The organism is Mucilaginibacter sp. KACC 22773 (assembly GCF_028736215.1).
Lineage (GTDB): Bacteria > Bacteroidota > Bacteroidia > Sphingobacteriales > Sphingobacteriaceae > Mucilaginibacter.
The window spans coordinates 1027019-1052760 of record NZ_CP117883.1 but is presented as its reverse complement, the minus strand read 5'-3'; the positions used below and the strand labels follow the sequence as shown (position 1 = coordinate 1052760).

Annotated in this window: 22 protein-coding genes; 9 read left to right on the top strand and 13 right to left on the bottom strand. The window is 41.8% G+C overall.

Annotation, left to right across the window (positions count from 1 at the left end):
• The 7 genes from PQ469_RS04615 to PQ469_RS04585 form a co-directional block, all read right to left on the bottom strand.
• Nucleotides 1–1434, bottom strand: a complete 1434-nt coding sequence (locus PQ469_RS04615) for a sigma-54-dependent transcriptional regulator (protein WP_274211894.1) — start codon at nucleotides 1432–1434, stop codon at nucleotides 1–3.
• A 180-nt stretch (nucleotides 1435–1614) separates the two neighbouring features.
• The gene (locus tag PQ469_RS04610) at nucleotides 1615–2220 is read right to left on the bottom strand and encodes a hypothetical protein (RefSeq protein WP_090644027.1); all 606 of its coding nucleotides are present in this window, start codon (nucleotides 2218–2220) and stop codon (nucleotides 1615–1617) included.
• 599 nt (nucleotides 2221–2819) lie between these two features.
• Nucleotides 2820–3602 carry an enoyl-CoA hydratase-related protein gene (locus tag PQ469_RS04605; RefSeq protein WP_274211893.1) on the bottom strand — a complete coding sequence of 261 codons (783 nt, stop codon included), beginning with the start codon at nucleotides 3600–3602 and terminating at the stop codon, nucleotides 2820–2822.
• Between the two features lie 12 nt (nucleotides 3603–3614).
• Nucleotides 3615–4034, bottom strand: coding sequence for a cobalamin B12-binding domain-containing protein (locus PQ469_RS04600; protein ID WP_274211892.1), 420 nt, complete (start codon nucleotides 4032–4034; stop codon nucleotides 3615–3617).
• A gap of 131 nt (nucleotides 4035–4165) precedes the next feature.
• Entirely contained in the window at nucleotides 4166–4864 is a 699-nt protein-coding gene (locus PQ469_RS04595; RefSeq protein ID WP_274211891.1) for a response regulator transcription factor, read from the bottom strand.
• A 1-nt stretch (nucleotide 4865) separates the two neighbouring features.
• Nucleotides 4866–6512 carry a sensor histidine kinase gene (locus PQ469_RS04590; protein ID WP_274211890.1) on the bottom strand — a complete coding sequence of 549 codons (1647 nt, stop codon included), beginning with the start codon at nucleotides 6510–6512 and terminating at the stop codon, nucleotides 4866–4868.
• Between the two features lie 116 nt (nucleotides 6513–6628).
• Nucleotides 6629–7036, bottom strand: a complete 408-nt coding sequence (locus PQ469_RS04585) for a hypothetical protein (RefSeq protein ID WP_274211889.1) — start codon at nucleotides 7034–7036, stop codon at nucleotides 6629–6631.
• A 143-nt stretch (nucleotides 7037–7179) separates the two neighbouring features.
• Here PQ469_RS04585 and pdeM point away from each other — a divergent pair, with 143 nt between their 5' ends.
• The 4 genes from pdeM (at nucleotide 7180) to PQ469_RS04565 (ending at nucleotide 11769) form a co-directional block, all read left to right on the top strand.
• On the top strand, nucleotides 7180–7845 hold the full coding sequence (pdeM, locus tag PQ469_RS04580; protein WP_274211888.1) for a ligase-associated DNA damage response endonuclease PdeM: 666 nt from the start codon (nucleotides 7180–7182) through the stop codon (nucleotides 7843–7845).
• 159 nt (nucleotides 7846–8004) lie between these two features.
• Nucleotides 8005–8790 carry a succinate dehydrogenase cytochrome b subunit gene (locus tag PQ469_RS04575; protein WP_274211887.1) on the top strand — a complete coding sequence of 262 codons (786 nt, stop codon included), beginning with the start codon at nucleotides 8005–8007 and terminating at the stop codon, nucleotides 8788–8790.
• A gap of 165 nt (nucleotides 8791–8955) precedes the next feature.
• Entirely contained in the window at nucleotides 8956–10890 is a 1935-nt protein-coding gene (locus tag PQ469_RS04570; RefSeq protein WP_274211886.1) for a fumarate reductase/succinate dehydrogenase flavoprotein subunit, read from the top strand.
• Nucleotides 10891–10983: 93 nt separating this feature from the next.
• Nucleotides 10984–11769, top strand: coding sequence for a succinate dehydrogenase/fumarate reductase iron-sulfur subunit (locus PQ469_RS04565; protein ID WP_274211885.1), 786 nt, complete (start codon nucleotides 10984–10986; stop codon nucleotides 11767–11769).
• A gap of 260 nt (nucleotides 11770–12029) precedes the next feature.
• Here PQ469_RS04565 and PQ469_RS04560 read toward each other — a convergent pair whose 3' ends face one another.
• Complete coding sequence (locus PQ469_RS04560; protein ID WP_274211884.1) at nucleotides 12030–12791, bottom strand: hypothetical protein; 762 nt, start codon at nucleotides 12789–12791, stop codon at nucleotides 12030–12032.
• A gap of 792 nt (nucleotides 12792–13583) precedes the next feature.
• On the opposite strand from PQ469_RS04560, the gene PQ469_RS04555 reads away from it, so the two are divergent.
• The 3 genes from PQ469_RS04555 (at nucleotide 13584) to PQ469_RS04545 (ending at nucleotide 17269) form a co-directional block, all read left to right on the top strand.
• Nucleotides 13584–15032, top strand: a complete 1449-nt coding sequence (locus PQ469_RS04555; RefSeq protein WP_274211883.1) for a circularly permuted type 2 ATP-grasp protein — start codon at nucleotides 13584–13586, stop codon at nucleotides 15030–15032.
• Between the two features lie 179 nt (nucleotides 15033–15211).
• Nucleotides 15212–16147, top strand: a complete 936-nt coding sequence (locus tag PQ469_RS04550; RefSeq protein WP_274211882.1) for an alpha-E domain-containing protein — start codon at nucleotides 15212–15214, stop codon at nucleotides 16145–16147.
• A gap of 150 nt (nucleotides 16148–16297) precedes the next feature.
• Nucleotides 16298–17269, top strand: coding sequence for a transglutaminase family protein (locus PQ469_RS04545; RefSeq protein WP_274211880.1), 972 nt, complete (start codon nucleotides 16298–16300; stop codon nucleotides 17267–17269).
• A gap of 232 nt (nucleotides 17270–17501) precedes the next feature.
• Here the strand turns inward: PQ469_RS04545 and PQ469_RS04540 are convergent, their stop codons facing one another.
• Both PQ469_RS04540 and PQ469_RS04535 read right to left on the bottom strand, forming a co-directional pair.
• Complete coding sequence (locus PQ469_RS04540) at nucleotides 17502–17990, bottom strand: TlpA family protein disulfide reductase (protein ID WP_274211879.1); 489 nt, start codon at nucleotides 17988–17990, stop codon at nucleotides 17502–17504.
• Between the two features lie 42 nt (nucleotides 17991–18032).
• Nucleotides 18033–19052, bottom strand: a complete 1020-nt coding sequence (locus tag PQ469_RS04535) for a Gfo/Idh/MocA family protein (protein WP_274211878.1) — start codon at nucleotides 19050–19052, stop codon at nucleotides 18033–18035.
• Between the two features lie 281 nt (nucleotides 19053–19333).
• On the opposite strand from PQ469_RS04535, the gene PQ469_RS04530 reads away from it, so the two are divergent.
• Nucleotides 19334–20632: an IS110 family RNA-guided transposase gene (locus PQ469_RS04530; RefSeq protein ID WP_274209026.1), complete on the top strand. Its 1299-nt coding sequence runs from the start codon at nucleotides 19334–19336 to the stop codon at nucleotides 20630–20632.
• 224 nt (nucleotides 20633–20856) lie between these two features.
• On the opposite strand, the gene dnaK is transcribed toward PQ469_RS04530, so the two are convergent.
• On the bottom strand, nucleotides 20857–22758 hold the full coding sequence (dnaK, locus tag PQ469_RS04525) for a molecular chaperone DnaK (protein WP_090643479.1): 1902 nt from the start codon (nucleotides 22756–22758) through the stop codon (nucleotides 20857–20859).
• A gap of 541 nt (nucleotides 22759–23299) precedes the next feature.
• On the opposite strand from dnaK, the gene PQ469_RS04520 reads away from it, so the two are divergent.
• On the top strand, nucleotides 23300–23836 hold the full coding sequence (locus tag PQ469_RS04520; protein ID WP_274211877.1) for a GNAT family N-acetyltransferase: 537 nt from the start codon (nucleotides 23300–23302) through the stop codon (nucleotides 23834–23836).
• 90 nt (nucleotides 23837–23926) lie between these two features.
• On the opposite strand, the gene rplQ is transcribed toward PQ469_RS04520, so the two are convergent.
• A complete protein-coding gene (rplQ, locus tag PQ469_RS04515; protein ID WP_090643470.1) occupies nucleotides 23927–24472 on the bottom strand; it encodes a 50S ribosomal protein L17 in 546 nt (181 codons plus the stop codon).
• A gap of 197 nt (nucleotides 24473–24669) precedes the next feature.
• Nucleotides 24670–25662 carry a DNA-directed RNA polymerase subunit alpha gene (locus PQ469_RS04510; protein ID WP_090643464.1) on the bottom strand — a complete coding sequence of 331 codons (993 nt, stop codon included), beginning with the start codon at nucleotides 25660–25662 and terminating at the stop codon, nucleotides 24670–24672.
• Between the last annotated feature and the right edge of the window lie 80 nt (nucleotides 25663–25742).

Here is a 25742-nt window from a genome sequence, read left to right as displayed (position 1 = left end):
TTACTTTAGGTTGATAGCCTTCATTTTATTATACAGGGTTTTCCTGTCAATCTTTAATATCTCGGCTGCCCTGGTTTTATTAAAGTTTACTTCCCGTAAAACGCGGATGATGGTCTCATACTCGGCCTCAAGCGCGGCATTTTTTAAATCATGCCTGTTTTCTTTAGCCTCTGGCGCATCAAAAGGCAACGGCGCAGAATGAACCGGGTATTCAAACGACGGCATTTTAAAGTTCGAGATTTCCAGCGGCAGGGCCTTCATGGTAATCTCGTTGTCCTCGGCCAGTAATGCGGCCCGCCTTATCACGTTTTTAAGCTCGCGGATGTTACCCGGCCAGCGGTAGTTCATAAAGCAATCAATAACTTCGGGCGCAAATGACTCCACATTACGGCCCAATTCATTTGCGGCTATCCTTAAAAAATGTTCGGCCAACGACATGATATCAGCACCACGATCCCGCAGTGGCGGCATGTAAATGGTAAACTCATTAAAGCGGTGGTATAAATCTTCCCTGAATTTACCCTTGCTTATACCATCTTGCAGGTTTTCATTAGTGGCTATAATGATGCGCACATCAAGATCAATCTCCTTTGTGCTGCCAATCCGTTTAACCTTGCGCTCCTGTACTGTGCGCAACAGGGCGGCCTGTATCTCGTATGATAAGTTGCCTACCTCATCCAAAAACAAAGTGCCCCCGTTTGCCATTTCAAAGTGGCCTATTTTGGTATACAAAGCACCGGTGAACGAACCCTTCTCGTGCCCAAAAAATTCGCTGGCTGCCAGTTCTTTGGTTAACGAACCGCAATCCATAGCAATAAAAGGCTGATTATGGCGCGGACTATTCAGGTGGATGCTTTTAGCAACCGATTCTTTACCGGTACCGCTTTCGCCTAAAATAATTACGCTGTAATTAGTTGGCGCCACCAACTCAATTTGCCTCAGCAATTCTTTTGATGCCTTGCTGGTACCGGCCACAAATTCACTGGCGAATACTTGCTTTTTAGCCTCTTTGCTTTTTGATTTGTCGGCGTTAACAGTTCCTGTAGTATTTTCGGTGGCCTCAACTAAAGCATAATGTGTTTCAAACGCTTTGTTGATGGTATTTAAAATTTCATCAGGATATAGGGGCTTGGTAATATAATCATAGGCACCCATTTTTATAAGCTCAACAGCCATTTTTATATCCGAGTAGCCGGTTATAATAATTACGCCGGTTTTTGGATATTGTGTTTTAATATTGCGGAGCATTTCCCGCCCATCGGTATCTTCCAGCCTGAAATCGCACAGTACCAGGTTATAATCGCCAACTTTAAGGGCTTCCATTCCGCCTGTACCACTTGATGCGGTGCTTACATCAAAGCCGTTGCGGATTAAAAATTTAGATAGCAGTAAGGCTACATTAACTTCATCATCAATGATGAGGATTTTTTTCATATCGGTTACTACAGTGGTAAAATGTATTAAAGGCGTTAAATTACAAACAATGTAGCTATTTGTACGATTTTATTGAATTATAGTTGTCACATTGGTTAAAAAAATATCCACAAAAAGCAAAAAGAGGCGACCATAACCGGCCGCCTCTTTTTGCTTTTTTAGGTAAAAGTAGAGTCGATATTAAAAACCGTATGCTACCCGTACACCTATAAAATTCACTTTGCTTGCATCAACACCAGTGGCATATTTGGTGGTTGCTTCGTAACGCACGCCAGCATCAATAAAGCTGGTTTTGCTTACCGGGAACTGAACACCAATTTGTGGAGCATAAACAAAAGCGGTTGATTTGTTGGCGCCAAGATCAGATTTGTTTAGCAAAAAAGCCGCACCTGCTTCACCCTGTACATAAAAATTTTCGATAGGGAAGAATTTTAAACCGGCTTTTACTGGTAGCAATTTAAAATCGGTAACATCATTGGCAGCAACACCACCAACATTCTTTTTGCCAAAAACATTGTTGTATCCTGCGTTAATAGTTACAAATAACTGTTGTTTGTAAACCGGAATATCTGCCTGTACCGATCCGCCTAAGTTCCATTTGTAATTATCTTTAAAGTTGCCTACAGGAATACCCGCATCAACGCCAATGCTGTAACGAATGCCACCCGGGGTGGTTGTTGTAGTAGAAGTTGTTGTGGTAGTAGGTGTTGTTGTTTGAGCTGATGCGCCAAGACCTAAGCCGGCAAAAGCTAAAATTAAAGCTGAAATTTTGAATGAATTTTTCATAACCATTGTTGTGTTTTGATTTTGTTTTGTTTTAAACACAGGGCAAATTAAAGCACCAAAACACATATGATTTTTCATCCAAAAGTCATGAGTATTTAACCGTTTGATTGACAATAATTTATTTTTTGACCAATACAGTACAATGGTCAGGATACTGTAAAATAGCTTGACAATTGCTGTTTCAATGTCAGAATTAACACTGGCTTAACATGGGATTTAGTGCGATCGAAAGGTATTTTCTGCGTAAAATGCCGCAATTGCGAAAAAAATTAAATTAAACTGCGTTCTTAATTCTGATTCTAACCGCTCGATTCTTTTTCCGGGCATTGCCTACGGCCCAGGCTCTGTGCTCATACTACACAGGCCTTAGCCACTTTGGCCGGTATCCGCGACGATCCCTAATGCACTTGTCTGAACCACGATTCGTCGGATTTATCAGATTTTTTTGGATTTTGATTTTTAGGATCTGATAATTCAATAATTCAATAATTCAATAATTCAATAATTCAATAATTCAATAATTCAATAATTCAATAATTCAATAATTCAATAATTCAATAATTCAATAATTCAATAATTCAATAATTCAAATTCAATAATTATCTTCCCTTAAACTCCGCCTTACGTTTCTGTAAAAATGCGGCTACCCCTTCTTTAAAATCTTCGGTGCCAAAGCATTTGCCAAACTCTTCTATCTCTGTTTCATAGCCGTTAACACCATCGGTTAATCCTGAATTTACGGCGTGAATAGCAGACGCAAGGGCCAGCGGGGCCCTTGATATAATTTTCAACATCAACTCTTCGGCTTTTGCTAACAAGGTTTCCTGGCTAACTACATGGGTAACCAGGCCATATTGCAATGCATCGGCAGCTGTAATCATATCAGCGGTTAATATCATCTCCAGCGCTTTGCCTTTGCCTATTAATTGAGTAAGGCGCTGCGTACCGCCGTAGCCGGGTATAAGGCCAAGCGTTACTTCGGGCAAACCCATTTTGGCAGTCTCGGCAGCTATCCTAATGTGGCAAGCCATAGCCATTTCCAATCCGCCGCCCAAGGCAAATCCATTTATAGCCGCAATAACAGGTTTGTTGCCATTGGCTATCAAATCAAACACCAGGGTTTGGTTATCACGGGCAAGAGCGGTTCCATTGGCAACATCCAAATCGGCAAATTCGCTAATGTCGGCACCGGCAGCAAAGGCCTTAGCCCCGGCACCGGTTATAATAATACCGCCGACAGCAGGCTCATTAAAAGCATTAAAAAACACGGCATGCAGTTCGGCGAGAGTAGCCTTATTAAGGGCATTGAGCTTACTTTCACGATTAATAGTAACATACTGTATTCTATCTTTCGTTTCTGTTAATATGTTTTCAAATCCCATTGGTATAATTATTTAAAAATTGCGGTGCTGATGCACCCAATCGGTTATATATTTTACAATATCCTGCGTGCTTGTTCCGGGCGGAAAAAGCTCGCCTACCCCCTGCTCTTTCAGCGCAATCATATCGTCGCTTGGGATAATGCCTCCGCCGGTAACCAGCACGTCATCCATCTGTTTTTCTTTAATCAGCTTTAATATCTTTGGAAAAACCGTCATGTGCGCGCCGGATAATATAGAGATACCGATAGCATCAACATCCTCCTGCAGGGCGGTATTCACCACCATCTCGGGCGTTTGACGCAAACCGGTATAAATTACTTCCATGCCGGCATCGCGCAGCGAAGTAGCTATGATGCGTGCGCCACGGTCGTGACCGTCGAGCCCTACCTTGGCAACAAGAACTCGGATGGGGCGGTTAAAGGTATTACTCATGTAAACCGTATTGGTTGCGGTAAAAGTAGTAAGAAAGAAGGGAATGTAATATCGAATAACGAATTTTGAATATCCAACATCGAAGTTTTTCCTTCATCATTCGATATTGGACATTCGGTGTTCGATATTATTTACCAAACCAGCTTATATCCCAAACCCCTCACGGTAATGATCTGCACATTAGGATCGGCCTTTAAATGGCCGCGAAGTTTGCTGATAAAAACATCCAAGCTGCGGGCGTTAAAAAAGCTGTCGTCACCCCAAATTGTATCTAACAGCACTTTTCGGGGAATCACCTCATGCTGCTCTTTGCAAAGCAGTTTCAGGATATCACTTTCGCGGCTGGTTAGTTGCCAGTTGTTGATGCCCTGCTGAATAATATTTTTAAATGGTATAAAAGTGATATTGCCAATTTGGTAACTCTCATTTAAGGGCTTTACCTGCCGCGCGGGTATTAATAATCGGTTGTCGCTCAGCAAAACCTTAATGCGCACCACAAGTTCCTCTACGCTAAAAGGTTTTTTCAAATAATCATTGGCTCCAGCTTCAAAGCCGTTCACCACATCTTTTGGTTGCGACCGGGCGGTTAAAAATATAATTGGCGTTATTTTGTCAGTCTCACGTACCTTTTTCGCTACCTCAAAGCCATCCATTTTGGGCATCATAATATCAAGGACCAAAATATCGGGCCTGCGGCTTTTATAGTTGGCCAGGGCTTGTTCGCCATTGGCACATAAAGTAACATCAAAACCATTCTCCTGCAGGCTTTCACGTACAATATGTGCCAGCGCCAATTCATCTTCTGCAAACAGGATGCTTGTTTTATCCATTTTATAAAGGTATTGATACTATAAATTCGCTGCCTGCATTTAGTTCACTTTTTACGGTTACACTGCCGCCATGGGCTTCCACAATATATTTCACATAGTTTAAGCCAAGGCCGGTACCTTTTACGTTGTGTATGTTACCTGTAGGTACCCGGTAAAATTTTTCAAATATCCTGTTAACATGGGCGGCCGGTATCCCTATACCATTATCCTGAATAGTAAATACCGCCATGTTATTGCTTTTTGTTAGGGTTATGCTGATAACGGCAGGTTCGGTGCTATACTTCACAGCATTATCTAAAATATTCATCAATACATTTTTAAAATGCAGCTTATCAGCAGTAATATCAATTATGCCCGCTTCGTTTTTATAAGTAATGGTTGTGGTTTTATCCGCTTTTGATCTTTCTGCGGTTATCAATTCATTTACAAGCTCGTCAATATTAATTTTTTCCTTAATGAGTTTAACTTCCTTATTTTCAAAAGCGGCCACATCAAGCACTTTGCTTACCAGCTCATTCAGCCGGGCCAGTTCATTTCGCGATGTTTCCAGGTAGCATTGTGTTTTTTCGGGATCGTTTAATACGTTGTACTTCTGCATTCCCTCAATAGCCACCGCAATAGTGGCAATTGGTGTTTTCAGCTCGTGGGTCATGTTATTTATAAAATCGTCCTTGAGCTCGCCCAGTGCTTTTTGCTGATTTAGGGTTTTTATAATATAATAGAAACAGAAAATGGTGAACAATATTAACAAACCCGATAGGCCAAGTGTTACCAGCATGCCCTTCATAATCACATACTGTGGATTACGAAAAGCGGCCCTGGCATATAAAGTATAACGATACTGCAGGGTATAGCTAGTTAATAAAAACGTGAACCCATGGTATTGGTATTTGTACTCGTTAGTTTCGCTAAGAAAAACATTGTCTGATTTTGTTGTCGTGGGCTTGCTGCTTAGGTTTATTACAAAGTCTGCGTTGATATGCATTTTGTCCAATTCTCTGCGTAAGTAGCTCCCTATCTTTAAACTATCTGCCTGTTTATAATTGCGTGGCTGTTCAAAGATGCCATTTTGGGCAATCGGGTATTTAAAACCTGGCTTATTGTAATTGGCGTTTATATATGCCCTTACAGCTGGCGGTGGGTTCATGCCGTCGTACACAAAAAAATCCTGAATCAGTTCACTCATCAAAGGCGGAACATAGAAAGACATTTCTGTAAGTACCTCCGGCACAGTTGGATTAGTATGTTTTATTTTCGATTTGTAGTAATTATATATATTAGAACTTGTTTGAAAAGAGGCGCTGCTTCTTGAGCCATGAACAGATATCCAGATAGCATACGGTGTAACTAACGGGCCGGTACTAAAAGTAGAACGACCGCCGGCAGCAGCAGCATTTATTTGTGATGTGCTATCAATTTTTATTGCTGTGGTGCTTTCAGAAAGTCTTTTTACCAATACCGTTCTTAGCGAGTCAAAGTAATCCCGTTTGCAACTATCCAGCGCCCGCTGCATGGCTGCATCTATTTTGTTTTCAAAAAGTTTTTTGTTTTCCTTGTAGGCATTAAAACTCCAGTACCCCTGAAAGATAATAATCCCGGTAAGTGACAGTGCAATTAAGAACAGTACAATTTTAAGCTTACGTTTCATATTAAAGTGATTGATGAAGGTAAAGCTAATTACACTTCAAACAATCAATACAATCTGTTAACATTGCTTAACATTAAATAAGATAGCTTGAAAAAAAAATAATAACTCAGCTAAGGTTATTGTTTTTTAAGGGTGTAAATAAAATTGTAGGTGCCCTCGGTTTTCGTCCATACCAGGCTATCGCCTTTTGTGCTTTGTTTAAATGTGCCGTTTAACAGCAAACTCCAGTTAAAATCAGCGGTATGGGCAAGGCTATCGGTAAAGGTTATTTCATTACCTGCTATTGCATAACTACCCCTGCTTTGTTGCGCTGCTGTTGAACCACCCTGGTAATTATTACCGCTGATAACAATTTCGGCGCTACCATTAAGCAAGCCCGATCTATCAGTCATGGATGCCGTATTTAAGCTCCTGAATGAACCTTTGTATATTCCTTGTAATTGTTGGGGTTTAATTTTATCATTTTTACAGGCGGTTATCATAAAGCAGGCAAATAAAAAAACTAAGAGGCGATGCGCTTTCATAAAATTGGTTTTATATAATTACGGTTAATTATAGAATTGTGCTACAGGTGATTGAAAATATTAAAATTAAGCCGCCCCTTGCATATTTAATTATGCAACCTTATCAAGTTGGCCCCAAATAAATTCTTAACTTTGTTTTTGTTATGATGATTAGTGTGGCTACTCCCTTTAATTTACTTAACCAGGATCTGTTATTGCTGCCCCAAAAAGCTATTTACTGGCAACAGCAAAAAGCTTTAATAATAGCCGATGTGCACTTTGGTAAAGTGGGCCATTTCCGCAAGGCGGGTATTGCTGTACCCCGCGATATGGAACAAAGCGACCTGGCCACCTTATCCGACCTGATTCACGAATATAAACCCGAAAAACTTATTTTCCTTGGCGATTTGTTTCATAGCGACTTGAATAATGATTGGGATTGGTTTATCCTCTGGCGCAGCCAGTTCCCGGAATTGCAAATCATCCTGATAAGAGGAAACCATGATATTATAGCTGATAACAACTATCAAAAACTCGACATCGAACTGCACGACGAGTTATTGATTGGCCCCTTCCTGATGCTGCACCATCCCTTGACAGACGATAAACTGCAAAACGCGGGCGGTTATGTTTTTTGCGGACACATCCATCCGGGTGTAAACCTGAGTGGTAAAGGCAGGCAAAGTATCACCTTACCCTGCTTTGCATTTGGCAGCAGGCAGGCTATCTTCCCGTCATTTGGTAAGTTTACCGGCAAAATAGCCATCCACAGCCGGCAAGCAGATAAAATTTTCGCTGTATTGAAAGATAAAGTAGTAGCTATAGCCTGATATTTCTGGTTCAACCCGCATTTAAAGCTCAGATTTTGTGTAATTACATTGCAATTTCTTAGATTGATTCTAAATAACTTTTTCGCGGTTAATAAGCCGGATGCATTTATATCTTTTGGCATATAATAGATACTTTTGCCAAAATAAATCTAATTCATAATGAGCGAAATTAAACAAACCTTTAACTCATCGCTGGGCAAAAAGCTAATTATGGCTTTAACAGGCTTGTTTTTGTGTACTTTTATTATTGTACACCTTGGGGGCAACCTGCTGCTATTCAGCAACGATAATGGTTTTGGTTTTAATGTGTATGCCAACTTCCTTACACATTTTGCACCAATTGAAGTAATTGCGTATATCCTATACCTGTCTATAGCGGTACATGCGCTTTACGCATTAATTATTACGGTAAAAAACCGCAAATCACGTCCGGTAGGCTATGCTATTCAGCCAAAATCAGATGCTACCTGGTCGTCAAAAAACATGGGGCTTTTGGGTTCTATCCTGTTGTTATTTATCGTTATCCACATGGGCGATTTTTGGTTTAAGTATAAATATACCAACGATGTTGCTTTTAAGGAGTACCGTACTGATCTGGCAACAGGTAAAACAACCGAGGCTGTTTACACACCTGTTTCAGAAGATTTTAATCATTCGGTATCAGTAGAAAACAATGTAGAAATTGTACGTGTGAAAGATTTGCATGCACGCGTAGTATACAGCTTTAGCCAGTGGTGGTATGTTATCCTTTACGTTATAGCCATGGGGGCTTTATCATTCCACCTGTTACATGGTTTCCAGAGCGCTTTCCGTACACTGGGCTGGGTACACCGTAAGTACACACCAATAGTGTATGCTATAGGCACATGGTTCTTCGCGGTTATTATCCCACTGGGGTTTGCCGCCATGCCGGTATGGTACTATTACATATACGTGATTAAATAGTTAGTTGATTAAGTTAAATGGTTGATTAGTTTGAACTAAATTGAATGGTTGATTAAGTTAGGTGACGAATTAAGTTAAAAAGGCAAATACCCTTTCAAACCCATAACTCACTACTCGCCACTCACAACTCACTACAGCCACTCACTAATATAAAATATAAAAGAAATGAGTTTAGATGCTAAAATTCCAGAAGGCCCATTAGCCCAAAAATGGAGCAAGCATAAATTTGACCTGAAGCTGGTTAACCCGGCCAATAAGCGTAAATACGATATCATTGTTGTAGGTACCGGTTTGGCAGGTGCATCAGCAGCAGCCTCATTGGCCGAGCTTGGTTATAACGTAAAGGCTTTTTGTTTCCAGGATAGCCCACGCCGTGCGCACTCTATTGCAGCACAAGGTGGTATTAATGCTGCAAAAAACTATCAGAACGACGGTGACAGTGTGTTCCGTTTGTTTTATGACACTATAAAAGGTGGCGATTACCGCGCCCGTGAAGGTAACGTGTACCGCCTTGCCGAAGTATCGGTAAATATCATTGACCAGTGCGTTGCACAGGGTGTTCCTTTTGCCCGCGAGTACGGCGGCTTGCTTGATAACCGTTCATTCGGTGGTTCGCAGGTATCACGTACTTTTTATGCACGCGGCCAAACCGGACAGCAATTGCTTTTAGGCGCATATTCGGCATTAAACCGCCAGATACATGCCGGTAAGGTAAAAATGTACACCCGTACCGAAATGCTGGATGTGGTTACCATTGATGGCCATGCCAAAGGTATTGTTACCCGTAACATGATTACAGGCTCTATTGATACCCATGCCGGTCACGCGGTATTGTTATGTACAGGCGGCTACAGCAACGTATTCTACCTGTCAACCAATGCTATAGGTTCAAATGTAACCGCTGCCTGGAGGGCCCACAAACGTGGCGCTTTCTTTGGTAATCCTTGCTATACCCAAATTCACCCAACCTGTATCCCGGTAACCGGCGATCATCAGTCAAAGCTTACGCTGATGTCTGAATCATTGCGTAACGATGGTCGTGTTTGGGCGCCAAAAACTGTAGAAATTGCCGAACAATTGCGCAAAGGAACCATCAAAGCCGACCAGGTAAAAGAGGACGACCGCGATTATTTCCTTGAACGTAAATACCCTGCTTTTGGTAACCTTGTACCACGCGACGTAGCTTCACGCAACGCCAAAGAGATGGTTGCAGAAGGTAAGGGCGTAGGAGGTTCGGGTTTCGCGGTGTTCCTTGATTTTGCCGATGCCATCAAACGTTTAGGCGAAGACACCGTAAGGGCCAAATATGGCAACCTGTTTGATATGTACATCCAGATAACGGATGAAAACCCATACAAACAGCCCATGCGTATTTACCCCGCAGTACACTACACCATGGGCGGCCTTTGGGTTGATTATAACCTGAGCACAACCGTACCCGGCTTATATGCTTTGGGCGAATGTAACTTTAGCGACCACGGTGCAAACCGCTTGGGTGCTTCTGCTTTGATGCAAGGCTTATCTGATGGTTATTTTGTGATCCCTTATACCCTTGGCGATTACCTGGCTAAAATTGGCCCTAAAAAGGTTGATACATCGCACCCTGCTTTTGAGGCTACTAAAAAGGATGTAGTTACTTATATCAATAAATTACTCGCTTTAAAAGGCAATAAAACTGTAAACGAGTATCACCGCGAGCTTGGTCACATTATGTGGGAATATTGTGGGATGGCCCGTACGGCAGAAGGTTTAACAAAAGCCAAAGGTTTGATTCAGGCGCTGAAAGCGGATTTCTGGAAAAACGCTATTGTAACCGGCGAAAATGAGGAAGTAAACGCTTCATTAGAAAGGGCCGGCCGCATAGCCGACTTTATCGAACTTGGCGAACTAATGGTTGATGATGCGTTGATGCGCAATGAATCATGTGGTGGCCACTTCAGGGTTGAATCGCAAACAGCAGATGGTGAGGCATTGCGCGACGATGAAAACTTCGCGTTTGTAGCAGCCTGGGAATTTAAAGGCGAAAACCAACCGGAGGAATTACACAAAGAACAACTGGTATTTGAAGCAGTTCATTTATCGCAACGAAATTATGCTTAGTAGCAAGTAGTTAGTATCAAGTATCAAGACAGAAAAAAATCTTGATACTTGCGACTTGATACTCACTAAATCATATCTCAAATCTAATAAAAGATGAGTAACGGAAATATGAACCTGACGCTGAAAGTATGGCGTCAAAAAAATGCTCAGACATCGGGCAAATTCGTGACTTACAAGGCCGAAAATATTTCGCCTGATATGTCATTTTTGGAAATGCTTGACGTTGTTAACGAAAGTTTGACCCATAAAGGCGATGAGCCTATTAACTTTGATCATGATTGCCGCGAAGGTATTTGCGGCATGTGCTCGTTATATATCAACGGCCACCCGCACGGGCCAAAGCGTGGTGTTACCACCTGCCAGCTGCACATGCGTACCTTTCATGATGGCGAAACCATCACCATTGAACCATGGAGAGCTTCAGCATTCCCGGTTGTGAAGGATCTGGCAGTTGACCGTTCGGCGTTCGACAGGATTCAGCAGGCCGGCGGTTATGTTTCGGTAAATACAGGTGTAACTACTGATGGCAATGCCATCCTTATCCCTAAAGTTATTGCCGACGAAGCATTTAACTCGGCTACCTGTATTGGTTGCGGTGCCTGCGTTGCGGCATGTAAAAATGCTTCGGCTATGTTGTTTGTATCTGCAAAAGTTACCCAACTGGGCTTGTTGCCGCAAGGTCAGCCAGAGCGTTATAGCCGTGTACAATCAATGGTAGCACAAATGGACGAAGAAGGATTCGGCAGCTGCACCAACACCGGCGCCTGCGAAGCCGAATGCCCTAAAGAAATTAAGCTTACCAACATTGCCCGCATGAACAATGATTTCTTTAGCGCTAAACTGTTCAGGGAAGAAGAAATTCACGAGGTAAAGCACTAAGCTATTTTGACTTAAATATTGTAAATACCCGGAATTTCTTCCGGGTATTTTTTTGAGTTGATTTTAAGGCTTGGCGGTTCGCCCAGGTGTTGCGGTTTTGTTTCGGTTTGTAAATTATGACAATTGATAATGTCTTGATTGTTAGACAAATGATACTTTTTACTGTTTCACTTGTTGCGAAACACTACACTTTGATTCGTCTCGAAAAAGATCGACAATGAATTGTTTGTAGTTGATAAGATTAAAAGCTGACGAGCCGCTTATTTATCGTGTTTAATCGCAAACACATTATCCGGTGTTAAAGAAAACCCGGCACCTGGGCCCAGGAAAATAGCACGTTGTTTATCAGCCAGCGTTTGCATATAATTGTTTAATATATTACCTGCCTGCGAAATAGCATTGCCGCCATTGTTGTACTTAACTTTATAATTGCTCCCTGCAAATGAAGTGGTTTTAATTGTAACCGTTTCCCATCTCATAATACTGATTTGCATTACCCAGGCATAATAAAAATTATAATCAGTCCAGGTCAATTCCAACTGATCGTGCCGGATTATATCCCCGCTGAGTTCAAGTGTATATAATTGAAACTGCTGATCGGGTATCGTTTGTAAAGCCAGCGATGAATTATCTCCTCCACAATCGTTATACTTATCATCATATTCCTTTTTAAGGTCATTAAAATCAATGATATATTCGATATACAGGTCGTGATATAACTCATGCGTGGCAATCAGCGCACGGCGGTTATGGGTGGCGCCATCCCGGATATGCTGGCTAAAGCTTAAATGGGCACGTTCTTCAATCTCGCTTTTTGTGCGACCGCACTCGCTGCAAAACAGGCCATCCTTATATTCCTGGACATTAAATTCGTACTTTTTCCGCCTGGCATCAATTTTCGATTTAATCTTTTCGAACTTTATTTTACAGCCATCGTCTGCATTATCGGCCAAAACAGAAGTTTGTGCCGGTACAGGGCGGTAACTTGCCAGGATAATAATAATACCTAAAATAGTTTTCATGTTCAAAAGCCCGAAAAACTTGAAAAAGGATGGTTTAAATATGGCAGGCCTTATTGTAAGCTTACTACCAAATTAAGCAGAATATTTTTGATATACTCAAAATCGGAATATTATTTAAGAAAACAGGCGGATAACCTCGAAATCAACAACTTAAACATGCCCGGTATGGAAAAACACCTAAGCAAACCTTCTGTGGGGTTTGTTTTGCCAATCCGTATAGGGCCTTATTATTATGTCCTTTTGTGGAACTTGAAATAACCACTCTTTTTTGAATAAATTTCATGGTATACCTCTCACCTTCGCAACCAATTATCGTTAACTTTAGCGGGAACGCGATCCTTGATATTTGAAACGCAGAATCGGTGCTAAACCTATTGAAGAATATATTAAAACTTTCTGACGCGGTATCAACCGCGTTGAACTTAACTGTTGCTTTAGAATGCAGTGAGCCTTTCGCCCGTTTGTTATTGTCGCAAGCCTGGAGCAACAGTAATACCGCCTCACATAAAAAGCCACATTTTTTACTGATTTGAAATAACATGAATAGCTGCATAAGGTTTATGCAAAGATACATTACTGACGATTGATATTTTAGGCGAAGACAACGAGACCTTAAAACAAGTTTCACCTTCATAAATTACTATATCAATACATAAACTTTGTTAAAAATGAAAAATCAATTAAAATAATCGCAAAAAATTCAAAATAATTTGCTTTTTTATCAAAAACACTTCATAAATTACATTTTTAAAAAATAACTGATTAGTAATCTTCAAATCTTCACAATTTCATATGCAGGAATCAGCTTATTTTGATAAATATAACCCAATAAGTGGTGTTTGGGACGAAATGTATGGCCTGGACAGCAATGTTCGTGAACATTATCGCAAGGTAATAGAATATATTTCGCAGGAATCGGCCGATGATCTGAACAAAAAAGAGGAACTGGCCAAACGTCTTTTTATGAGCCAGGGTATCACCTTTACGGTGTATAACAGCGGCGAGGGCATTGAAAAGATTTTCCCTTTTGACATTATTCCGCGCATTATTACCGCAAGCGAATGGGCTTTTGTAGAAAAAGGTATTAAGCAACGCCTTACCGCGCTAAACCATTTTCTGAAGGATATTTACAATAACCAGTTTATTGTAAAGGATGGTATTGTGCCGATTGATATCATTTATTCGTGCCCCCACTTTTTGCGCGAGATGTACCAATTGAAGGTGCCTTATGATATTTATGTACACATCTCGGGCATCGATCTTATTCGCGATGAGGACGGTACTTTTTATGTATTGGAAGATAATTTGCGCACCCCATCGGGTGTAAGCTATATGCTGGAAAACCGCGAAATAACCAAACGCTTATTCCCCGATTTGCTGCCTCAGTGCGGTGTAAGGAGTGTTACAGAGTATCCAACGATACTGTATAAAAACTTGCTGGCGTTATCGCCAAGGCAAATCTCCAACCCTACTATCGTGCTGTTAAGCCCGGGTATTTATAACTCGGCTTATTTTGAGCATACCACCCTGGCCCGCCTGATGGGCGTTGAACTGGTGGAAGGACGCGACCTGGTGGTAAATAACCATAAGGTTTATATGAAAACCACAACAGGGCTGCAGCAGGTAGATGTAATTTATCGCCGGGTGGATGATGAATACCTGGATCCGCTGGTATTTAACCCCGCGAGTATGCTGGGCGTAGCAGGTATTATGGGAGCTTACCGCAAAGGCAACGTAGCTATTGTAAATGCTATTGGTACCGGCGTGGCCGATGACAAAGCAGTTTATGTATATGTACCGGATATGATCAGGTATTACCTGAACGAAGAACCGATACTTAAAAACGTGCCCACCCACCAGCTGGGCAACCCCGACGAGCGTGAGCATGTGTTTAAAAACCTGAATAAAATGGTTGTTAAAAAAACCAACGGCAGCGGCGGTTATGGCATGCTGATGGGACACGCGGCATCTGAAGAGGAAATTGAAGAGTATAAAAAAGAAATTCTGAAAGATCCCCGTAATTTTATAGCGCAGCCTACCATCAGCCTTTCGGCAGCGCCATGTTACATGCAGGGCTCATTAAAGCCCCGCCGTATTGATTTAAGGCCCTACGCATTGTACGGACCCGATGGCATTGAGATTGTACCCGGCGGCCTAACCCGTGTGGCTTTAAAAGAGGGCTCATTGGTAGTAAATAGTTCGCAAGGTGGCGGAAGTAAGGATACATGGGTACTGACGTAGGTTAAGACGAAGGAAAAAAGACAAGGGAAAAAGACTATTAACACCGAACATCGAATTTTGAATAATGAACATCGAAGTAAAACCTATCTTCATTAATAATTTAATTCATCATTCGATATTGGACATTCGATATTCATTATTAAAAAATCATTCCCCCTTCAGGGGGTTAGGGGGCTAATATGTTAAGCAGGGTTGCAGCAAGTTTTTATTGGTTAAGCCGTTACATTGAGCGCAGCGATGGTATGCTGCGGATGCTCAAAATTAATTATGCTTCGTCGCAGGATACTGTACAGGAATTTACCTGGGAGCCGGTGATCAGAATTTTTGCCGGAATTAAAGAGGCGGAAATTGATAAGCTGGAAAATGACAGCCGTGCAGTTTTAAAATACATGGTTACGGGTAAAAACAATCCTAACTCGATATTGAACATTATAACCCTGGCAAGGGAGAACGCACGTGGGGTGCAGGAACACATCTCCAAAGATCTTTGGCAATGCCTTAACGAGTATTACCATACCGTAAAAGATCCGCGCCTGGAGCGTTCCTTACAGCGTGAGGACCCTATCGGCGTACTTGATATACTGATAAAACAAGTAATGCTTTACTACGGTACGGCCGAGATCACTATGGAGCGTGGCGAAGGGCGCAGCTTTATGAATATCGGCAAGTACCTGGAGCGGGCCATTCAATCGGTAGATATTTTGGATACCAAATTCAGTTCGGTAAGTGATAATCCGGATCTGCTGACAGACACCACCTATTGGAAACATCTTTTACTTTCATTAGGCGGGTATGAGCTGTACCTGAAAACATACCGCGAGGGATTTGAGGCCGAAAACGTATTGGAGCAGGTTGCTTTGAATAACGACTTTCCCCGCTCGGTTATCTATTCGGTAAATAACATACACCGATATTTTGACAGGTTGAAAAATGACAGCAATGTAGATACCTTCCGCGAAATGTCATTCCAGATAGGCAGGTTGCAAAGCCGGATCAAATACAGTTCGGTAAAAAGCATCCGCGATGAAGGCCTGCATTTGTTTTTAACACAAACCCGGAAAGAGCTTTATGGAATTGGTAACTCATTAAATGAATATTACTTTGCAAACTCATAATCTTAATTTGAGAATTTGAAGATTTGAGAATTTGAAAATTGCTTGTTTAAAAGATTACAAATGATGATTTACATCAAAGTCATTTTCAAATCTTCAAATTCTCAAATTTTCAAATTGTCTCAGTCCTCAAATTAACTAATTCAAAAAAACATGCCCGACTTTAAGATACAGCATATTACCAAATACAGTTACGAAGGGATGGTACGTGACAGTGCCAACCAAATTGTACTATACCCGATAAAGGACGAGTACCAGGAGGTAACACAACATGAGTTATCAATAACCGGCAGCCCTGTTGTTGATACCCATATTGATTATTATGGAAACGAGATAGGTAGTTTCACCTACAGCGAACCGCATTCGGTGATGGTTATCAATTCAAAATTAAATGTAACCACCAGGCAACGACCACTACCTGTTACAGATATTTTTCCCGATCAGCAGTGGGAATATCTTAAACACATCCAATACATGGTGCCCTATATCGACTTTTTGAAGCAGGAATATTTTGAAGGCCTTCCCGAACTACAGGTTATTGTTGAGCAGGAAAGAGCATTGGATGATACCCCGTTCCAGATAGCATTGCGCTTTTGCGGCTATGTGTACCAAAATTTTGAATATATTAAAGGAGTAACCACTGTTGAAACCACACTTGACGAGGTTTGGAAGCTAAAAGCCGGTGTTTGCCAGGATTTTGCGCACATTTTAATGGTGATGCTGCGCCTGCTAAAAATACCGGCACGCTACGTAAGTGGCTATATATGCACCAATAGCAGCACCATGCGCGGTGAAGGTGCCACCCACGCCTGGGCCGAAGCCTATATCCCGGATTATGGCTGGCTGGGTATCGACCCTACCAATAACTGCATCGCTAATGAAACCCATGTGCGTTTGGCAGTTGGCCGTAATTTTTCAGATTGTTCGCCGGTAAAGGGCGTTTATAAAGGCACATCCGGCCATAAACTGGAAGTAGCTGTTAGCGTAGATGATAATGAGAATACGTTCAGAAGCATAGACGATAAAGCCCATCACGACAATTTGTATCAACCAACTACCGGTGGCCCCAAAAATAGCTACCAAAGACATTTGGAGATTATTCAGCAACAACAGCAGCAACAGTAGATGTGCAAATTTCAGATGTGCAGATGATGATCGGGTTTGATAGATGTTTTGATTTTTATAAATGGCTAATTTAAATTTATTATACCTATGCCGTTGACAATAACAAAGCCTTACGAGTTTTAACACTGTAAGGCTTTGTTGTTTGCAGTAGAAGCAGACTTTTCGATATTGAAATCTATCACATCAAAAAATCATCCGCGCATCTGAAATTTGCATATTTGCACATCTAAGTTTACACTTTCTTAATTGCATCCATCAGCACCGGAATTTTTGGCACTTTGTCATAAGCCTGGGCAAGTTTCCCGTTTTTATCATAAATGGCAATGTATGGCGTGGTTTGTACGTGGTAATAACGCTGCACTACGTAAGTATACCCTTCGGTACCTATAATGATATTGTGATATTTAGCCAAATCAAAATCGCGCTGAAATACCTGTATGGCTTTTAGCTGGTTCACAAAGGTTATCATTACAATCTGCACCCCTTTAAGCTTATCCAGTTCGGGTTTTAAATCATACATCAGGTGCTGGCAGTGACTGCAATCGGGCGAGAAATAGATTACCATAACCGGCTTGTTCTTTTTCAGGTCGGCAGGCGTAACATAAACACTGTCAGTAGTTAATATATGGTATGGGGCAATTTTGCTATTTACGGGCATGGTTTGGGCCTGGCTGCAGCCCGCGGCTACAATAAGGCAAAACAACAAACATATTCTTTTCATTATGTTGATATAATATTTCATTAAAGCATAGTTACGATATTTTTAGCTCTCCAGCAATTCCATCTGCCAGGCTATTTGTTCCTCAGTTATCGGGAATAACGCATTTTCACGCACAGTATGATACACGGCATCAAATAAACCATTATAATTACCCTTGTCTGACGGAACCCACTCTACAGTTTTCTCATTGTCAGGCCCCATCAGTACCAATTTACCCTCGCTTCCTTCAGGCTCAACTCCAAAACCTGCTGCATCCGGCATCATTCCGGCATCTAATTGTGCCTCTTGCACATCTGTACGCAACTTTACAAAACTGCCCAATGTGCCATGTACAACAAAGCCCGGCAGATGCTCGGCAATCAACAAGCCCGACGTTAAATACACGTTTAATTGGTTGGGATAACTTAAATGAATGTGAAAATAATCATCAACCTGCGACCCGGGACGATGTGTGGCTGTAGTTTTCACATAACTTAACGGCCGGCCAAAAATACTAATGGCGTTGTCAACCAGGTGCGCGCCCAAATCGTACGTTAAGCCGTTACCCGGCGTTTCTTTAGTTTCCTTAAACTGCTTTGCCCCGATAGCCATACGGTACCTGTCGAGCCTGAAATTCACTTCTATCAGTTCGCCAAGCCGGCCGCTTTCAATAACTTTTTTTACCGAAATGAAACCACTATCGTACCGGCGGTTTTGGTAAATCATTACTTTCAAATCAAGCTGCCTGCCCAAATCAAATAATGTCTTTACTTCTGCCGAAGTAACTGCGGCTGGTTTTTCTATAAGCACATGTTTACCGGCATTAAGCGCCAGCATGGCATAGTCAAAATGGGTATCGTTTGGCGTATTAACAACAATCAATTCAATTTCAGTGTCATTCAGCAATTCGTCTATAGTGTTATAGCTAATTACATCCGGGTATACTTTGCCGGCCTTTTTTTCATGGCGTTCCACAATAGCTTTAAAAGTAAAGCCAGGATTGGTTGATAAAAATGGGGCGTGAAAAATACGGCCCGACATACCGTAGGCCATCAGGCCCGCTACAATTGGTTTTGTTGACATTGAAATTTATTTGCCTTTTGTTATGGAGTAAAAATAAGAAAAATACTCTTGTCATTCTGAGTGTTAAAATTTCGCGAAATTCTGAAGGTGAAATGACATACTTTTGTTAACGCTGTGCAGTGTGGCCGGTCGAGTTATAGTGCTTCGTGCCTGTGTCTGAGTATGGTTCCGAAGATAGAGTCTGAAGGTATGGTACGATCCTGTTTACAGTGATTTGTCCGATGGGTAGCCTGTTTTTCCTTATACTCCTTCGGGCACAGCTTATTTAAAACAAGCTTGATATGGAAAAAATGCGTACACATGCAGCCGGTATAGATATTGGCTCCCGTCATGTTTTCGTTGGCCTGGAAAGCGGCCCTGTCCGTAGCTTTGAAACCTTTACCGGCGATCTGGTAGCACTTAGTAAATATTTACTGGAGAACCGGGTAACTACAGTGGCGATGGAAGCTACAGGTGTTTACTGGTATGTACTTCATGATATCCTGTCAGATGCAGGGTTAGATGTGTGGCTGGTCGACGGCCGCCAAACCAAACAGTTGCCTGGAAGAAAGACAGATGTGAAAGACTGCCAGTGGATCCAGCAGTTACATAGTTATGGTTTACTGAACCGTTGCTACGTTTCTGAGGGGCTGCTCAAGGAGCTACGTAGTTACCAGCGATTACGTGAAGACCACCTCCGGAGTGCCTCGATGCATATTCAGCATATGCAAAAGGCCCTGATCGAAATGAATATCCGTTTACCGGAAGTATTAAGTCAGATACATGGGGCCAGTGGAAAAGCCCTTATAACAGCAATCCTTTCCGGTGAAAGAGACCGTTATAAGCTGCTTGCTCTCTGCCACAAAAAAATCAAAGATAAAAAGAGCGAAGAAGTATTAAAGGCTTTGGAGGGCCATTACACGCCACATGGGCTTTTTGCCCTGGAGCAGGCTTATAAGGCATATCTTTTTTATCAAGGCCAGATCTTGGAGTGTGACCGGAAAATAGATAGCACCTTGCAACAGATTAATAAAGACAAACAACTACCGCCCGGTACAAATACCGGAAATAGAAAACCGATCAGGCACAATAAGCCCCAGGTTAAAGACCTTGGCGGGCATTTGCTGAAAATATTTGGTGGCCGGGATGCCACCAGGCTTCCCGGCTTTACAGATTATAACTGGTTACAGTTATATACAGAAATTGGAGCCGATTTAAGCCAGTGGTCGACGGAAAAACGGTTTGCCAATTGGCTTGGGGTATCTCCCGGTCAGAACCGTTCGGGCAAGAAAAACAAAAGTAAAAGCAAAGGAAAACCTACCGCCGGCCAGATATTCAAGGAAATGGCGTGCGGCTTGCTAAACAGCAAATACATTGGATGGGGAGCATTCGCCAGACGGTTAAGAGGAAGAAAAGGTCCGGCGATAGCCATCAAAGCAACTGCCAGAAAATTGGCTATTCAATATTGGCGTTTAATGGTTAAAGGGAGCGATTTTGTAGAAAAAGGCATAGAGGCATATGATAACATGCTTAAAGAGCAGAAGCAAAGGTATTTACAAAAGCTCGCTATCGAATTTAATGTGGACTTAGTACCTATATAATTCGATATGTCATGGGTAGGTACGAAGAATCTATTCGCGAACTTTCCTATCGGCCGTGCATGGCGTAAAATAGATTCTTCGTACCTCAGAATGACAGGAGGAACAAGATTAAATGATGCACCTCTCGTCATGCTATGAAAGGACAAAAATTATCGCCCAAAAAAGCCCGGCTGAATTTCTTCAACCGGGCCCTTGTATTGTATTTAATTTAACGAAATTTAATATTATTTCTCGTCTTTTACTTCTTCAAAGTCAACATCAGTTACGGTGTCGCCATGATCTTGTGCGCCTGCGTTAGCTTCTGGCTGAGGCTGACCACCATCGGCAGCACCTTTGTACATCTCTTCAGATGCGGTTGCCCATGCAGCGTTCAGTTCAGTTTGAGCGGCTTCAATCGCATCAAAGTTTTTAGCAGCGTAAGCTTCTTTTAACTTAGCTAAACCAGCTTCGATAGGAGCTTTTTTATCAGCGCCAATTTTATCACCGTACTCTTTCAGTTGTTTTTCTGTCGAGAAGATCAAGGCATCGGCACCGTTAAGTTTTTCAACTTCTTCACGTGCTTTTTTGTCGGCATCAGCATTAGCTTCAGCTTCATCCTTCATCTTTTTAATCTCGGCATCAGTTAAACCCGAAGAGGCTTCGATACGGATTTTTTGCTCTTTACCGGTTGCTTTATCTTTAGCAGATACGTGCAATATACCGTTGGCATCAATATCAAATGTTACTTCGATTTGAGGCACGCCCCGAGGTGCTGGTGGAATACCATCCAGGTGGAACCGGCCTATAGTACGGTTACCTGCAGCCATTGGGCGCTCACCCTGTAATATGTGGATCTCAACAGATGGCTGGCTATCGCTGGCAGTTGAGAAAGTTTCAGATTTTTTAGTCGGGATAGTTGTGTTCGACTCAATTAATTTGGTCATTACACCACCCATAGTTTCGATACCTAATGAAAGCGGGGTAACATCTAACAACAACACATCCTTAACTTCGCCTGTCAATACACCACCTTGAATAGCAGCACCGATAGCTACAACCTCATCTGGGTTAACACCTTTTGATGGAGTTTTGCCAAAGAATTTCTGAACAGCTTCCTGAATAGCAGGGATACGGGTTGAACCACCTACCAGGATAACTTCGTCGATATCTGATGTGCTGTAACCTGCATTTTTCAATGCTGTTTTGCAAGGCTCAATAGTACGTTTAATCAGGCTATCTGCCAGTTGCTCAAATTTAGCACGGGTTAAAGTTTTAACCAGGTGTTTAGGCATACCATCGGCAGCTGTAATGTATGGCAGGTTAATTTCTGTTTGTGCAGAACTTGACAACTCAATTTTAGCTTTTTCGGCCGATTCTTTTAAACGTTGCAAAGCCATTGGATCTTTACGCAGATCAATACCTTCGTCGCTTTTAAATTCGTCAGCTAACCAGTCAATAATTACCTGGTCAAAGTCGTCACCACCTAAGTGCGTATCACCATCGGTTGATTTTACTTCAAATACACCATCACCTAATTCAAGGATTGATACGTCATGCGTACCACCACCGCAGTCAAATACCGCAATTTTCATATCCTTGTGTGCTTTATCAAAGCCATAAGCCAAGGCAGCAGCAGTAGGTTCGTTAATAATACGGCGAACTTTTAAACCAGCAATTTCACCGGCTTCTTTAGTTGCCTGGCGTTGTGCATCGTTAAAGTACGCAGGTACTGTAATAACAGCTTCAGTAACTTCAGTTCCTAAAAAGTCTTCGGCAGTTTTCTTCATTTTCTGAAGGATCATGGCCGAAATCTCTTGTGGAGTGTATTTACGGTCGCCAATTTCAACACGTGGGGTGTTGTTATCTCCTTTAACTACCTTATAAGGTACGCGTGCGGCCTCGCTGGTAACTTCGTTAAACTGGTTACCCATAAAGCGTTTGATAGACGAAATGGTTTTTGTAGGGTTAGTGATTGCCTGACGTTTAGCCGGATCACCAACTTTACGCTCGCCGTTATCAATAAAAGCTACAACGGATGGCGTAGTACGTTTTCCCTCGCTATTTGCTATAACTACAGGTTCGTTACCTTCCATTACAGACACGCAGGAGTTTGTTGTTCCTAAGTCGATTCCAATTATTTTAGACATATGATTGTTTTTTCTTGATTTTATTAATTTACTACAACTCCTATTTATCAACGTTTGTGCCAAACCCGTTTGGCAGGGCATATGGTCAGGATGACAATTATTGCGTCAGAAAAGTCATAAACTGTGGTGACAGGTTGGCAGAAATCGCTTCGTTGGAGGTGAAAGGAGAAAGGTAAAAGGCGAAAGGTGGTAAGTGAATAACATTTGAGTGTATAAACAATCCCTCATCATTCAACCAATGGCGTTGCCTACGGCCGGGTCATCCGCTCATACGCACACACGGCCTTAGGCTCGGGGCCGGTATCCGCTACTACCCCTAACGCAAATTCTGCGTCGCCAACAACGTTTCCATTATTAGTTATTTACAAACTAAATTCCCATCTTTATCCCAACAAACAAGACGCCTCTGTTACTCACAAATCAAATCAGGCTAATCACTACGCCTGGAATTGTATAACAAAAGCTTTGCCCGCAAAGCTTAACCTTCACTTTAAAAAAGAGAACCGGTTTACTATTGTTATTTAATTCCTAAACAAATCAAATGTTTTATTTAGAATCTGAACGGTTAACACTGATACCGTTAACACATCAGCAACTTTTATTGCTACGCCAGGACCGCACGCTGATGGAAATTTCCATGGGACTGACACCGTCCTTTATGCTCGTTGATCCATTTTATTATGCCGAAATCATTGATGCATTGGACAACTTCTGGCTGCCCAATACCCTCGCCTATCCCGACAAATACCTATGGTATACCGATTGGGAACTGGTGCTTAAAAGCACAAACACATCCGTCGGTGGCATGGGCTTTGCGGGCTATCCAAACGAAAACGGCGAAGCAGAAATAGGCTACATGATTGATGCCAACCAGCACAACAAGGGCTTCGCTACAGAGGCCATACAGGCGATGATTAAATGGGCATTTACGCATCCGTTTGTAAAAGCCATTATTGTGCATACTTATGCCGATAACCTGCCATCGCGCAGGCTAATGGACAAGTGTGGCCTTGAGCAGATGGAGGAGATAGAAGGATTGCTGACATACAAACTCACCAAACCGCCATCTGGTTTATAAATCCGTCATCCACGCATTCCAATTATCATGTCAAAAAAAAACGCCCTGCTCAAATGAACAGGGCGTTTTTATATCTAAAAAAAAGAATAATTATTCTCCTTTTTCTTCAGTTTCCGGAGCGTCGGCTGCAGGCGCTTCAGCAACTGGTGCTTCTTTAGCTTCTTCAACAACTACTGCTTCTTCAGCTGCAACTGGTGCTGCTGTTTTAGCTTTTGCTGAACCACCACGACGACGTGTTGATTTTTTAGCAGTTGCGGCAGTATCAACACCGTAAACAGTGTTATAATCTACTAACTCGATGATCGCCATTTCGGCGTTGTCACCTAAACGGTTTTCTAACTTGATGATACGGGTGTAACCACCTGGGCGGTTAGCAATCTTCTCAGCAATCTCGCGGAAAAGGATAGTTGTAGCATCTTTATCTTGCAGGTAGCTAAACACTGTACGACGAGAGTGAGTAGTATCGCTTTTTGATTTAGTTAAAAGTGGTTCGATATAACCGCGCAAAACTTTTGCTTTAGCTAATGTTGTAGTAATACGCTTGTGTAGGATAAGCGAAGTTGCCATGTTTGACAGCATCGCCTTGCGATGGCTGGTAGTACGGCCTAAGTGATTGTTTTTGTTTCCGTGTCTCATTGTTTTAAATTATTTCACGTGCATACCGTCCGGCGATTTACTCAAGCCTTCGGAATTATGCCTTCGCTATTTAATAGTATTGAGTTTTAAGTGATGAGTAGTGAGTTTAAAACCCTAAAAAACCAACTACCCTATAAATGACTTGAGTCCCGAGTGACAGAGATAAACTCAACACTCAGAACTCAAGATTTAACGACTTATTCTTCGTCTAACTTAAATTTAGACAGGTTCATACCAAAAGATAAACCTTTTGATTTAACCAGGTCCTGGATTTCAGTCAGTGATTTTTTACCAAAGTTCCTGAACTTTAACATATCAGCAACATCGTACGATACTAAATCGGCCAGGCTGCGGATATCTGCAGCTTTAAGGCAATTTAATGCACGTACAGAAAGGTCAAGATCAACCAATTCAGTTTTAAGAATCTTGCGCATGTGCAAAATTTCCTCGTCAACTTCTTTAGTTTCTTCTTTAGCCTGCGCTTCTAACATCATGTTTTCATCGCTGAACAACATAAAGTGCTGGATAAGGATCTTTGCAGCTTCCTTCAAAGCATCTTCAGGATGAACAGAACCATCGGTAGCAATATCTAATACTAATTTTTCATAGTCGGTTTTTTGCTCAACACGATAGTTTTCGATGGTATATTTAACGTTCTTTATCGGCGTATAGATAGAATCGATAGCGATAACGCCAACATTTGCATCAGGGTTTTTGTTTTCTTCACTCGGCACGTAACCACGGCCTTTACCAACAGTAAGCTCAATTTCAAGCGTTACTGATGAGTCCATGTTACATAAAACCAGATCAGGGTTTAATACTGTAAAGTTGTTGGAGAATTTAGTAATGTCTCCGGCTTTAAAAGCATCCTGGCCATTTATAATAACAAATATTTTCTCGCTGTCGCCAGATTCACCAGTCTTTTTAAAACGAACCTGTTTAAGGTTCAAGATGATCTCGGTTACGTCTTCAACAACACCTTTGATGGTTGAAAACTCATGCGTTACTCCCGAAAAACGTACTGAAGTAATTGCATAACCTTCGAGTGATGAAAGTAAGATACGACGCAGAGCATTACCAATGGTTACACCAAAACCTGGTTCTAACGGACGAAATTCAAACGTACCATCAAAATCATTTGCTTTTTGCATGATAACCTTGTCTGGTTTTTGAAATGCTAAAATTGCCATTTATATCCTTTATTTATTGTTTACTAATTGAAATGATTTTAACCACGAAAATGATTGACAGAATATGCCAACCATCCCAT